We start from the raw sequence: 12730 nt of genomic DNA, 5'->3' as shown, positions 1-12730 counted from the left end.
GGCTGCTGAACCTCGGTCACTTTACTCACACAGTCATCTCATCATCCGGTACCGACAATTTATGCAACTCCCGCTCGAGCCGCTCAGCGATGGCATCTATCCGGTCGAAGTCGGCGTCGCTGGGCACCCATCGGCCGGCGGCCAGGTTCACGCGCCAGCGTCCCTCGCCGGTCCGGAGGAAATCGGCGTGACTCCCCAGCAGCGGCGTGCCTTCCTGCAGATAGAGCGTCAATGCCTCGCGCTCATGTCCGGGAGGCGCATCCCCGCTGGCCTTCAGGACCCGCCACCACGGCACGTGGCTGCCATAGTGGCTCATGACGGAACCGACCTGGCGCGGACCGCCGGAGCCAAGCAGTTCCGCAACGTCGCCGTAGGCCACCGCGGTGCCGGCCGGGATCAACGCCACCAGCTCCAGCACCGCCTCCACATACTCCGTTCGCATCGATCCAGCCTAGCTGGCCACAGGTCGCGTCAGTGCAGGCCCCGCACCCGGACGGCACGCGCCGGGAGCGGTCAAGAACTGTCGGAGGCAGCAGGTAGCGTTGAAGCATGAGCACCTGGAACAGCCTTCCCCGCGCAGCCTTCGACCTCGAAACAACGGGCCGCAACTCCCGCTCGGCGCGGATCGTCACCGCATCCGTCACCGTCGTGGACGCCGGCGGCGAGGTGATCAAGGAGCATGAGTGGCTCGCCGATCCCGGCGTCGAGATTCCCACCGAGGCCAGCGACGTCCACGGCATCACCACGGAGCAGGCCCGCCGCGAGGGCAGACCAGCCGCCGAGGTGACACGCGAGCTCGCTGCCGTCTTGCAGGAACTGTTCGATGACGGCGTACCCGTCATCGCCTTCAACGCCAGCTACGACTTCACCGTGCTCGCGGCCGAGTCGGCCCGCTACGGCGTCCCGCAGTTGAGCCGCTTCCCCGTCCTGGACCCGTACATCATGAACAAGCAGGTGGACCGGTACCGCAAGGGAAAGCGCACGCTCACCGCCCTGTGTGAGGAATACGGCATCAATCTGGACAACGCCCACACCTCGGCCGCCGACGCCCTGGCAACCTTGCGCATGCTCGACGCCATGGCCGGAAAATTCCCCAAGCTCAGGATGCCGGCGGCCAACCTGCACCAGCTCCAGGTCGAATGGGCCTCGGCCCAGGCCGCGGATTTCCAGAGTTACCTGCGCAAGACCAAACCGGCCGCCGTCATTGAAGGCGACTGGCCCGTCCTGCCCCCGGAAGACGCCAGCCGCGGCGACTTCTAAACTGCCGGTCTGCCCTTCGCGAAAACTTCTTAATACGAAACGTTGGGCGGCAAAAAGACTTACTTAGTCTTCCACGGCGCCCAATTCCAGCCATTGAGACGGAACTCACACGCCCCGGGGCCCCCAACGGCCCGGCCCTTCCACGCCAATGATTCCGCCGTACCCGTCCGGCGCTACCCGGAACACTGACCATGACGCAGGAAGATGAAGATACTTCGCGGTGGGCGCAATCCCCCGCTGATTAATTCGGATTGAATCCGCGTCCACACCGGATGACACAATTATCTTTCGCGGCTTGCCTGCCCATCCGGCGCCCAAGCCAGCAGCCGGGGCCCGATGAGTCGCCCCGCGCCCACTGAATTTCAGACGAAAGTGATTGCGTGATGAAAAGCAAAGCCTTGAAGTGGCTGACAACCGTTCCCGTGGCACTCGCCGTGGCGGTCTCCCTTGCAGCGTGCGGCGGCGGGTCGGCGCAGACCACGGCGTCACCGACGGATGCGCTCCAGGGCAGTGACCAGAAATCCCTGGACAAGTACACCACCAAGGACGTCACTCCCCTGGACAAGATTGACAAGTCCAAGCTCGGCCTGATCAGCGACGGAACGCTCACCGTGGGAACCCTTTCGGACGCCCCGCCGAACATCTACATCGACAAGTCCGGCAAATTCACCGGCTACGACAACGAACTTCTGCGCGCCATCGCGGACAAGCTGGGCCTCAAGGTGGAGTTCAAGTCGACCGGCTTCGCCTCGCTGCTCGCCCAGGTCCAGAACAAGCAGTTCGACCTCGGGTCCTCCTCGATCTCCACCACTGACGCCCGCCGCAAGACCGTGGGCTTCACCAACGGTTACGACTTCGGCTACATGGCCGTGGTGGCCAAGAAGGACTCCAAGATCAAGGGGTTCAAGGACCTGACCAAGGACACCCGCATCGCCGTGGTCCAGGGCACGGTGCAGGATGACTACGTCACCAACACCCTCCAGATCGAGCCCGTCCGCTTCGAGGACTACAACACCGCCTACGCCAACCTGAAGAACGGCCAGGTTGACGCCTGGGTCGCACCGTCCCAGCAGGCCACCGGCCAGGTCAAGGAAGGTGACGGCACGGTTATCGCCGAGTCGGTTGTGAACACCCAGAACTTCACCGCCTACGCCGTGAACAAGGAAAACCAGCCGCTCATCGACGCGCTGAACTCCGGCCTCGACGCCGTGATCGCCGACGGCACCTGGTCCAAGCTGACCAAGGAATGGTACCCGGACCGCGAGACCCCGGCCACGTGGTCCCCGGGCTCCAAGGCCGTCACCGTTCCGAAGTCATAGTCCATGGATGCACTCGATCAACTCGTAAAGACCTTCTTTGACTGGGAGGCGATGGCAGCCGTCCTGCCGAACATGATTATGTTCGGCCTGCCCAACACCCTGATCCTGGCGGTTTCCTCGGGTGTGCTCGGGTGCATCCTGGGCATGGTCCTGGCCGTCATGGGCACGTCACGCATCACTGCGCTGCGTTGGCTCTCCCGGATCTACACGGACGTGTTCCGCGGCGTCCCCGCGATTGTGGTCATCCTCCTGATCGGCCTCGGGCTCGGACCCGTGGTGCGGGTAACGACCGGCTCCACGAACCCGTTCCCGCTCGCCATCTTCGCCCTGACCCTCATGGCGGCGGCCTATATCGGCGAGATCTTCCGCTCGGGCATCCAGAGCGTGGAAAAGGGCCAGTTGGAGGCTTCCCGTGCCCTGGGCTTCAGCTATGGCTCCTCCATGCGCCTCGTGGTGATTCCGCAGGGCATCCGCCGGGTGCTCCCGGCCCTGGTGAACCAGTTCATCACGCTGATCAAGGACTCCTCCCTGATCTACCTGCTGGGCCTGATCGCCAGCCAGCGTGAGATCTTCCGGATCGGTAACGATGCCGCCGCCAACACGGGGAACCTTTCGCCGCTGGTTGCCGCTGCGTTCATGTACCTCATCCTGACCGTTCCGCTCACCCACTTGGTCAACTACATCGACAACCGCCTGCGCACTGGCCGTCCGGAGAAACGGCAACCGGACGATGCAGCGGCCCTGATCGGGAAGGGAGCACAGCCATGAGCGAGTTCGCCTCCGGTTCTCTGACCGGCAAGAATCTGCACCTGTCCTTCGGCTCGAACCATGTCCTCCGCGGCATCGACCTGCACGTCGAGAAGGGCACCACCGCCTCGGTGATTGGCCCCTCCGGATCGGGGAAGTCCACGCTGTTGCGCGTCATGAACCGCCTGATCGAACCTGATCAGGGCGACATCCTGCTGGACGGCCGCTCGGTCCTGAAGGACAACCCGGACGAGCTGCGCCAGCGGATCGGCATGGTGTTCCAACAGTTCAACCTGTTCCCGCACAAGACCGTCGTGGACAACGTCTCGCTCGCGCTGCGGAAGCTGCGCAAGCTGCCGGCCGAGCAGGCCCGGGCCGAGGCACTCGAGCAGCTCGACCTCGTTGGGCTCAAGCACAAGGCCGACGCGCGCCCCGCCAACCTCTCCGGCGGCCAGCAACAGCGCGTCGCCATTGCGCGCGCCCTGGCCATGAAGCCGGAGGTGATGTTCTTCGACGAGGCCACCTCGGCCCTCGACCCGGAACTCGTCAAGGGTGTGCTGGCGCTGATGGCCGACCTCGCCAAGGGCGGCATGACCATGGTGGTAGTGACCCACGAGATGGGATTCTCCCGCAATGTCTCGGACACGGTCACGTTCATGGACGGCGGCGTCGTCGTGGAGTCCGGCCCGCCGGAACAGATCTTCACGAACCCGCAGACCGAACGGCTGCAGGGCTTCCTCTCTGACGTTCTCTAGTCCGCCGGCCGCACTTCCGGCGCTGCCGGCGTTTGCAGCCTTAACGACTGATGGCACCCGCCGCTGCGGGTGCCATCAGTCGTTAAGGCTTCGGTCGGCTAACGATCAGGGACCCTACGCCTTCACGGCGGCGGCCGCCTTTGCCGCGGCCGGCAGGGCATCGAAGATCCGGTTCATCGCGGCGTCGTCGTGCGCGGCGGAGAGGAACCAGGCTTCAAAGACCGACGGCGGCAGGTAGACGCCCGAGTCCAGCATCGAGTGGAAGAAGGGGGCGTAGCGGAACACTTCCTGGCCCTGGGCGTCGTCGTAGTTGTGCACGCCCCGGGCGCCCGTGCCGAAGGCCACGGAGAACAGGTTGCCGGCGCGCTGGATGGAGTGGTCCACGCCGGCGGCGTCGAGGGCGGAAGAGAGGGCCGCGGAGAGCTCCAGGGAGCGCGCGTTCACGAAGGAATAGACCTCGGGGGTTGCGTGGGTCAGCGTCGCGACGCCGGCGGCCATGGCCACCGGGTTACCGGAGAGGGTGCCGGCCTGGTAGACGGGGCCCAGCGGCGCCAGATAGTCCATGACCTCGGCGCGTCCGCCGAGGGCCGCCGTCGGCATGCCTCCGCCGATGACCTTTCCGAACGTCAGCAGGTCCGGGGTCCACGGCTCGGCGGCGTCGGCGGCCCCGCCGGTCAGGCCCCAGTAGCCGGAGTAGCCGGTGCGGAACCCGGTGAGGACCTCGTCGAGGATCAGCAGGGCGCCGTGCTCGCGGGTGATCCGGGAAAGACCTGCGTTGAAGCCCTCGCCGGGGGTGACCACGCCCATGTTGGCCGGGGCGGCCTCGGTGATGACAGCGGCGATGCTGTCACCGTGCTTGGCGAAGGCCGCCTCGACGGCGTCGAGGTCGTTGTAGGGCAGCACGAGGGTTTCGGCGGCGGTGGCGGCGGTGACGCCGGCCGAGCCGGGCAGCGCAAGGGTCGCCAGCCCGGAACCTGCCGCGGCGAGGAGGCCGTCGAGATGGCCGTGGTAGCAGCCGGCGAACTTGATGACGAGGTTCCGGCCGGTGAAGCCGCGGGCCAGCCGGATGGCGGTCATGGTGGCTTCGGTGCCGGTGGAGACCATCCGGACGCGTTCGGCGGCCGGGACGCGCTCCTTGACGATCGCGGCCAGGTTGGCCTCGTCGGGCGTGGACGCACCGAAGGACAGGCCGCGGTCGACGGCGGCATGCACGGCGGCGATGACCTCCGGGTGGGCGTGCCCCAGCAGCGCCGGACCCCATGAGCAGATGAGGTCGACATAGTCCGCGCCGTCGGCGTCGGTGAGATAGGCACCCTTGGCGGACACCATGAACCGCGGAGTCCCGCCCACGGAGCCGAAGGCGCGCACGGGTGAGTTCACGCCGCCCGGCATCAGCTGGCGGGCGCGGTCAAAGAGTTCCTCGTTGCGAGGCATGCTGGAAGTCATGGTTCCTATTCTTTCAGTTCTGCGGCCGAGTCATTTTCCTGCGGCCTTGGCCAGCAGTGCGGTGACGCGGGGCGCCACTTCGGTGCCAAACAGTTCGATCGAGCGCATCATGGCCGGGTGCGGCAGGGTGCCGTTGCTGTATTTGAGGTCAAAGCGGTCCACGCCCAGGTTCTTCTTCAGCAGCGCGATTTTTGCGGCCACGGTATCCGGAGACCCCACGTAGAGTGCTCCCTCGGGCGTGCACATGGCATCAAACTCGGCCCGGTTGCCTGGGCCCCAGCCCCGCTCCGCGCCAATCCGGTTGCGCATCGCGATCCAGTGCGGGAAGAACTCCTCCCGTGCTTCCTCGTCGGTAGCCGCGATGTGGCCGGGTGAATGCGTGGCCATCTGCTGCATCGGGTGCCCGTATTTGGCCATGGCCTCGCGGTAGAGGCCGGCCAGCGGGGCGAAGGACCGCGGCTGGCCGCCGATGATGGCGAAGATGATCGGGTAGCCGTATTCTGCGCAGCGCAGCACGGATTCGGGGGTGCCGCCGACGCCGATCCAGGTTGGCAGCAGGTGGTGTTCCAGGGGCGGGTAGACGCTCAGGCCGTTGATGGCGGGCCGGGTGCGCCCTTCCCAGTGGACCGGCTTCTGCGCCCGGACCTTGTCGAAGAGCTCGAGCTTTTCCTCGAAGAGGATGTCGTAGTCGGCCAGGTCCAGGCCGAACAGCGGGAAGGATTCGATGAACGAACCGCGGCCCAGCATGATTTCGGCCCGGCCGCTGGAGATGGCGTCCACCGTGGCAAAGCGCTGGAAGACCCGGATGGGGTCATCGGAGCTGAGGACGGTGACGGCCGAGCCGAGCCGGATGTGCTTGGTGCGGGCAGCCGCCGCGGCGAGGAAGACTTCCGGGGCCGAGACCGCGAAGTCGCGGCGGTGGTGTTCCCCCACGGCGAAGGCGTGCAGGCCGACCTCGTCCGCGAGCTCGGCCTGTTCCAAGAGCTGCCGCAGGACCTGGGCGTGCGGGACGGGATGGCCGTCGGGGAACACGCCGACGTCACCGAAAGTGTTCAGGCCAAGGAGGATGCGTTCCGGCCCGACCGGGGCCGTGGGGTTCTCCCCGGGTGCCGGCTCAGGCGTAGTCGCGGTGTTCACCGGGATTCCTTCAGCCAGCCGGCCAGCTCGCTGGCCCAGTAGGTCAGCACCATGTTGGCGCCCGCGCGCTTGATGCCCAGGACGGATTCGGTGATGGCGGCCCGGCGGTCGATCCAGCCGTTCGCTGCGGCAGCCTCGATCATCGAGTACTCGCCGGAAATCTGGTAGGCGGCCACCGGTACCGGGCTCATGGCGGCGACGTCGGCGAGGATGTCCAGGTAGCTCATGGCGGGCTTCACCATGACCATGTCGGCGCCTTCGGCCAGGTCCAGGTCCACCTCGAGGATGGCTTCCCGGCGGTTGGCGGCGTCCATTTGGTATGTGCGGCGGTCGCCGGTCAGCTGCGAGTCGACGGCCTCGCGGAACGGGCCGTAGAACGCCGAGGCGTACTTAGCGGCGTAAGCGACCACGGCGGTGGTGGCGTGCCCGGATTCCTCGAGGGCCTGCCGGATGACGGCGACCTGGCCGTCCATCATGCCGGACGGGCCCAGGACGTGGGCGCCGGCGTCGGCCTGTGCGACGGCCATCTGGCCGTAGATTTCCAGGGTCGCGTCGTTGTCCACGTAGCCGTTGGCGTCCAGGACGCCACAGTGGCCGTGGTCGGTGAATTCGTCGAGGCACACATCGCTCATGATCACGAGCTCGTCGCCAACTTCCGCGCGGACGTCCCTGATGGCTTTGTTCAGCACACCGTTGGGGTCCAGGGAGGCGGTGCCGCGCGCATCCCGGACAGCGGGGACACCGAACAGCATGATGCCGCCGACCCCCAGCTGCACGGCCTCGGCAGCGGCCCGCTTGAGCGAATCGGTGGTGTGCTGCTGCACGCCGGGCATCGAGGCAATCGGGTTGGGCTCGGTCAGGCCTTCGCGGATGAAGGCGGGAAGGATCAGTTCCGCAGCGGAGAGGCGGTGCTCCGCGGTCAGGCGCCGCATGGCGGGGGTGGTGCGAAGCCGGCGGGGCCGGTGGGTCGGGAAGCTCATGTGTTGTCCTTCGCTGGATGCTGGGATGGTTGGGAGCGGACGACGGCGGCGACGAGGCCTGACGCGGTGGGAGCTTCGGCGACGGCGGCGACGGTGAGTCCAAGACCGGCCGCCTCGCCCGCCGTCGAGCGCCCGATCGCAACGAACCGGCACGCGCCGAGCGGGGCGAGGTCCGTGTGGATGCGGCGGGCCGCGCTCGGCGAGGCGGCGACGACGGCGTCGAGCCGTCCGGCCCGGATCTCACGTTTCGCGTCGGCGGCCGTGAGGACTTCGGCCGGCGGCCCGGCGTCGGCTTCCTCCAGCGGGGGCCGGCAGGCCGGGAGGCTCAGGCCGGGATCGGCCGGGTAGTCCACCGTCCGGTAGGCGGTGACGGCCTGCACCGACGCGCCGCGGGCTTCCAACCCGCGGCGGAGCCTGGAATCGGCGATGTCCGCCTGGGGCAGGAACACGCTGTTGCGGCCTTCGGGCCAGACGCCGAGCAGGCCGGCGCCCGACTGCAGTGCCGTCGGTGCGAGGTCCACGCTGACACCCCGGGACTCGAGGATCTGCCGCGTCGCGGGGCCGATCGTGGCCACCTGGACGTGCCCGGGCAGCCAGGCGCCCAAGGTGGAGCCACGCTCCGCGGCCTTGGCCTCCAGCACCTGGACGGTGGTCGCGCTGCTGATGACGAGCCAGTTGTAGGCGCCGGCGCCCAAGGCATCGAAGGCGACGTCGAGGGAGTGCTGGTCGCGTGCCACCTCGAAGTCGATCAGGGGCAGCAGCACCGGCTCGGCGCCCAGGCGGCGCAGGGCCGCGACCAGCTCGCCGGCGCGGTCCGGGCTGCGGGCGATCAGGATCCGGGCTCCCGCGAGGGCCCCCTGGTCGTGGGTGGCCGGCCCGCTGCTGCCCTCATTCAGGGCATTGTCCCGTCCCATGATGCGGTCCCGTCCCATAATGCGCTGGATCCCCCGGTTCAGGATGCGGTCAGGTCCGCGATGTCGGCGGCGCCGCGGGCCAGCAGGACTTCCGCCAGTTCGATCCCGAGCAGGGTGGCCCCCACCTCGGTCAATCCGTCGGTGGCCTTCCGGTCCCGGACGGTGGCGGTGCCGTCGACGGCGCAGACCACGGCTTCGAGGTGCAGCATGCTTCCCTTGCGGTAGGCGTAGGCGCCCACCGGTGCGGCACAGCCTGCCTCAAGGCGGGCCAGGAGCGCCCGCTCGGCGGTGACGGCGAGCCGGGTGTCGTGATCGTCGAGGGCTGCGAGGGCCTGGGCGAGGACGCCCTGGGACCCTTCGGTGGACCCGGCCTTGCGGGGCGCGTCGGCCGTGCGGCATTCGATCGCGAGGGATCCCTGCCCGGCGGCCGGCAGCATAATGTCCGTCTCGAGGTATTCGCTGACCGTGTCCAGCCGCCCGATCCGGTGCAGCCCGGCTGCGGCGAGGACGACGGCGTCGAGGTCGCAGGACTTGCCGTCCACCATGGCGTCGGTCGTGTTGCCCGGCAAGCCGGGGACGCGTCCGAGCCGGGTGTCGACGTTGCCGCGGATGTCCCGGATGTCCAGGTCCGGACGGGCGGCGCGCAGCTGGGCTGCGCGTCGCGGGGAACCGGTGCCCACGCTGGCGCCGGCGGGCAGGTCCGCGAGCTTGAGCCCGTCGCGGGCGCAGAGCACATCGCGGACGTCGACGCGTTTCGGCGTCGCCGCGAGCGTCAGGCCAAGCGCCGGCCCGGTGGGCAGGTCCTTGAGCGAGTGCACGGCGACGTCGCATGCGTTCTGCAGCAGGGCGTCGCGCAGGGCCGCCACAAACACGCCGGTTCCGCCCATCTGGGACAGCGATCCGGTGAGGACATCACCGTCGGTCCGGATGTGGACAAGCTCCACGGCGAACCCGCCGACGGCGGCCAACTGGTCCGCGGTCTGCTGCGTCTGGGTGAGGGCCAGTTTGCTGGCGCGGGTTCCGATCCGGACGGTCACGGCGTTGCCTGACCAGCCGCCGGGGTCGCCATATCCGCGGCTGCGGGCGTTGCGGCGGGGTAGGGATCGTGGCCCGTGCCGATGCTGGTGTCAGCGCCCGCGATGGTGGGCTTTTCGCCGCGGAAGTTGGCGCAGCAGCCGGGCCGGCAGACGTCGTACCAGGGGCCGAGTTTGGTCAGGTGGGGCCGGTCCGCGATGTTGTTCGCCGCGGTCCGTTCGCAGATCAGGTCCACGATCCCGCCGACGAACTTCCGGTGCGTCCCGGGGGTGGGGACGCGGGTGGCCGCCAGGCCCAGCTTGCCGCAGGTCTCCAGTGCCTCGGTGTCCAGGTCCCAGACAACCTCCATGTGGTCGCTGACGAAGCCCAGCGGCACGATCACGACGCCCTTGACGCCCTGGCCGGCGAGCTCCTCGATGGCGTCGTTGATGTCGGGTTCGAGCCACGGGACGTGCGGGGCGCCGGAGCGGGACTGGTAGACGAGGGACCACGGTGCGGTCAGGCCGGTTTCGGCCTCGACGCGGCGGATGACCTCGGTTCCAGTGGCGAGGTGCTGGGCCACGTAGGCGGAGTCTTCCTCGAAGTGGCGGGGCTCGCCCTCGGAGCGGCCGGCGGCTTCGGCGTCGCGGGTAGGGATGGAGTGGGTGGCGAACAGGATGTGCACCGGGGCGTCGGGGGTGCCGGCCGCGGTGAGCTGTGCGCGGACGTCGGCCAGGCCGGCGGCGGTGCCCTCGATGAACGGCTCGACGAAGCCGGGGTGGTCAAAGTACTGCCGCACCTTGTCCACTTCGAGTTTTCCGTCCAGCCCGGTTTCGGTCAGGGCCATGCCAATGTCCTCGCGGTACTGGCGGCAGCTGGAGTAGCAGGAGTAGGCGCTCGTGGTGACCATAAGGACCTTGCGGTGCCCGGCGTCGTACATCTCCTGGAGCGTCTGCGGGATGTAGGGATCCCAGTTGCGGTTGCCCCAGAAGACCGGCAGTTCGATGCCGCGGGTGGCAAGTTCGGCCTCCATGGCGGCCTTGAGGGCGCGGTTCTGCTGGTTGATGGGGCTGATGCCGCCGTTGGCGCGGTAGTGGTGCGAGACCGCTTCGAGCCGCTCGTCCGGGATGCCGCGGCCACGGGTGACATTGCGGAGGAACGGGATGACGTCCTCCTGGCCTTCCGGGCCGCCGAAGGAGGCGAGGAGGACGGCGTCGTACTCCTTGGGAGCCATCCGGCCTGCCTCGGTGACGGGGTTCACGGCGGTCACCGCCGTGGCGGTCTCCTGGGGATCCAGCGGGCTCATGCAAGGACCTCGGCGATCTCGGCGGCGCTGACGCGCCGGCCGGTGTAGAAGGGGATTTCCTCGCGCACATGGTGACGCGCCTCGGTGGCGCGCAGGTGGCGCATCAGGTCGACGAGGTCCACGAGTTCCGGAGCTTCCAGACCGAGGATCCATTCCCAGTCGCCCAGGGCGAAGGAGGAGACGGTGTTGGAGATGACCTGCGGGAAGTCGCGGCCCAGGAGGCCGTGGTCGCGAAGCATCGCGCCGCGCTCGGCATCCGGCAGGAGGTACCACTCGTAGGAGCGGACGAACGGGTAGACGCACAGCCACTCTGCCGGTTCGACGCCGCGGGAGAAGGCGGGCGTGTGGTTCTTGGCGAACTCCGCCTCGCGGTGGACGCCCATGGCGGACCAGGCGATCTCGGTCCCGGTGAAGAGCTTGCTGCGGCGGATGTCCCGGACGGCCCGCTGCAGGGCCTCGGGCTTGGGCCCGTGGAGCCAGATCATGATGTCCGCGTCCGCGCGCATGGCGGAAACGTCGTAGCTGCCGCGGTGGACCACGCCGGCGTCAGCGAGGCGTGCCAGCAGGGACTCGAAGTCCAGGGCAGCATCCGCGTCGCGGGCGGTGTCCGCGGACCGCTTGAAAACGGTCCAGAGGGTGAAGAACTGCTCGGTTGAATCGTCGGGCGCCGAGGCCCCGGCGACTGATTCTCCGGGGACGGGCATTCCGGTTTTAGTGACAGATTCGGCAGAAGTGTGGCTCATGGTTACCAGTCTGCCTCCTCTCTCCAGCTAAGTCGAAAAAAAGCACTTCTACAACGCGTAGAAGTGCTTTATTTCACAAGCCGGGGGCGACTGCCCTGGAATCCGGGCCGCCGGGATGCCGTCAGGTCCTGCGCATCCGGACAGCGATGACGCCGGCGCCGACTGACAGCGCCACCAGGCCGATGCCCCAGCCGATCAGCGGGGACGGTCCGGCCGGTTCCACAGCGGACGTGGCCTGCAGCGACGTGCTGCCGGAGTGGCCCGCGGCTGTGGCCGGTGCTGTTTTCGAACCGGCCGCGTTCGAACCGGTGGAGGAGGGCCGGGGCGTTGCAGTATTCGATGCCGGCGCCGGCGTGCCAGCGCCGCTTCCGGCTTGCCCGGCAGTTCCTGGCCCGGTCCCGGCGGCAGGGACGGCAGCGCTGCCAGCGTTGCCACCTGCGGACGGCTGGCCGGGCACGGATCCAGTGATGGGGACCGATCCGGCTGCGGCCCCGTCCGCGGCCGGCGCTCCCGGCGCCGTGACCGGCGTGCCGGGGTTTTGCGGCGCGGAGGGCGGGGCCACGTTGGCCGACGGGGTGCCGGATGGCGGCGCGCTGGTGCCGGGAGCCGTGGACCCGGGGTTGCTGGGCTCCGGGCTGCCGGACTCGGGGATCGTGGGTTCCGGACTGCTGCTGCGGGACGGCGGTTGCGTCGGCTCGGCCATTTCGTCCGGGCCGGAGGACGGCGAGGGGCTCGGTGTGGGCGACGGACTCCGCGTCGGCGAGGAGCCGAGCAGGCTGTCCAGCACGTCACCCAGGCCGAGGGTCAAGGAACCCTGGGTCGACGGCGGGGTGGACGCCGCTGCGGATAAACCGGTGGCAGCATTCGAAGCAGGAACTCCTGCGGAAACAGCCAGTACCGCCCCGAGCGCGGCTGCTGCTGCGCCGCGTCGAAGGCTCCTATGGCGCCGGGTCGTCGTTGTTGACACGTTGGACCTGAAAATAACCATGGTCATCGAGCCTAGCCGGAATCAACCGCGAGGAAAAACCGGCGGAATTCCGCGGAATACCGGCTAGTAACCCAGGAGGTTGGAGAGGTTCAAGGTGCATTTGGGGCCGCTGTGACTCCTG

The 12730-nt window shown here is 68.4% G+C and carries 13 protein-coding genes; 4 read left to right on the top strand and 9 right to left on the bottom strand.

Annotation, left to right across the window (positions count from 1 at the left end; genetic code table 11):
- Positions 1-25: 25 nt before the first annotated feature.
- On the bottom strand, positions 26-442 hold the full coding sequence (locus tag ABD243_RS14955; RefSeq protein ID WP_344367240.1) for an MGMT family protein: 417 nt from the start codon (positions 440-442) through the stop codon (positions 26-28).
- A gap of 107 nt (positions 443-549) precedes the next feature.
- Between ABD243_RS14955 and ABD243_RS14950 the strand changes: the two genes are divergently transcribed.
- The 4 genes from ABD243_RS14950 to ABD243_RS14935 all read left to right on the top strand — a co-directional run bounded on the left by ABD243_RS14950 (position 550) and on the right by ABD243_RS14935 (position 4081).
- Positions 550-1260 (top strand): 3'-5' exonuclease, encoded by a 711-nt coding sequence (locus ABD243_RS14950; protein ID WP_116767366.1) that lies wholly within the window; start codon positions 550-552, stop codon positions 1258-1260.
- Positions 1261-1643: 383 nt separating this feature from the next.
- Positions 1644-2579, top strand: coding sequence for an ABC transporter substrate-binding protein (locus ABD243_RS14945; protein ID WP_344367390.1), 936 nt, complete (start codon positions 1644-1646; stop codon positions 2577-2579).
- A 3-nt stretch (positions 2580-2582) separates the two neighbouring features.
- On the top strand, positions 2583-3347 hold the full coding sequence (locus ABD243_RS14940; protein WP_344367237.1) for an amino acid ABC transporter permease: 765 nt from the start codon (positions 2583-2585) through the stop codon (positions 3345-3347).
- Entirely contained in the window at positions 3344-4081 is a 738-nt protein-coding gene (locus ABD243_RS14935; RefSeq protein WP_344367235.1) for an amino acid ABC transporter ATP-binding protein, read from the top strand. Before ABD243_RS14940 ends, ABD243_RS14935 begins: the two co-directional genes overlap by 4 nt.
- A 114-nt stretch (positions 4082-4195) precedes the next feature.
- Here the strand turns inward: ABD243_RS14935 and hemL are convergent, their stop codons facing one another.
- The 8 genes from hemL to ABD243_RS14895 form a co-directional block, all read right to left on the bottom strand.
- Positions 4196-5527, bottom strand: a complete 1332-nt coding sequence (hemL, locus tag ABD243_RS14930; RefSeq protein WP_344367233.1) for a glutamate-1-semialdehyde 2,1-aminomutase — start codon at positions 5525-5527, stop codon at positions 4196-4198.
- Between the two features lie 30 nt (positions 5528-5557).
- Positions 5558-6664 carry an LLM class flavin-dependent oxidoreductase gene (locus ABD243_RS14925; RefSeq protein WP_344367231.1) on the bottom strand — a complete coding sequence of 369 codons (1107 nt, stop codon included), beginning with the start codon at positions 6662-6664 and terminating at the stop codon, positions 5558-5560.
- Entirely contained in the window at positions 6661-7644 is a 984-nt protein-coding gene (gene hemB, locus ABD243_RS14920; RefSeq protein WP_344367228.1) for a porphobilinogen synthase, read from the bottom strand. The genes ABD243_RS14925 and hemB overlap by 4 nt, the downstream gene beginning before the upstream one ends.
- The gene (locus ABD243_RS14915) at positions 7641-8558 is read right to left on the bottom strand and encodes a uroporphyrinogen-III synthase (protein ID WP_344367226.1); all 918 of its coding nucleotides are present in this window, start codon (positions 8556-8558) and stop codon (positions 7641-7643) included. Before ABD243_RS14915 ends, hemB begins: the two co-directional genes overlap by 4 nt.
- A gap of 38 nt (positions 8559-8596) precedes the next feature.
- The gene (hemC, locus tag ABD243_RS14910) at positions 8597-9595 is read right to left on the bottom strand and encodes a hydroxymethylbilane synthase (protein ID WP_116767359.1); all 999 of its coding nucleotides are present in this window, start codon (positions 9593-9595) and stop codon (positions 8597-8599) included.
- A complete protein-coding gene (locus tag ABD243_RS14905) occupies positions 9592-10878 on the bottom strand; it encodes a ferrochelatase (RefSeq protein WP_344367224.1) in 1287 nt (428 codons plus the stop codon). The genes hemC and ABD243_RS14905 overlap by 4 nt, the downstream gene beginning before the upstream one ends.
- Positions 10875-11621, bottom strand: a complete 747-nt coding sequence (hemQ, locus tag ABD243_RS14900; RefSeq protein WP_344367223.1) for a hydrogen peroxide-dependent heme synthase — start codon at positions 11619-11621, stop codon at positions 10875-10877. The genes ABD243_RS14905 and hemQ overlap by 4 nt, the downstream gene beginning before the upstream one ends.
- 121 nt (positions 11622-11742) lie before the next feature.
- A complete protein-coding gene (locus ABD243_RS14895) occupies positions 11743-12429 on the bottom strand; it encodes a hypothetical protein (protein WP_344367221.1) in 687 nt (228 codons plus the stop codon).
- Positions 12430-12730 lie beyond the last annotated feature (301 nt).

Source organism: Arthrobacter humicola (genome assembly GCF_039531445.1).
GTDB classification, from domain to species: domain Bacteria; phylum Actinomycetota; class Actinomycetes; order Actinomycetales; family Micrococcaceae; genus Arthrobacter; species Arthrobacter humicola.
This window is presented reverse-complemented; position numbering and strand designations above follow the sequence as displayed.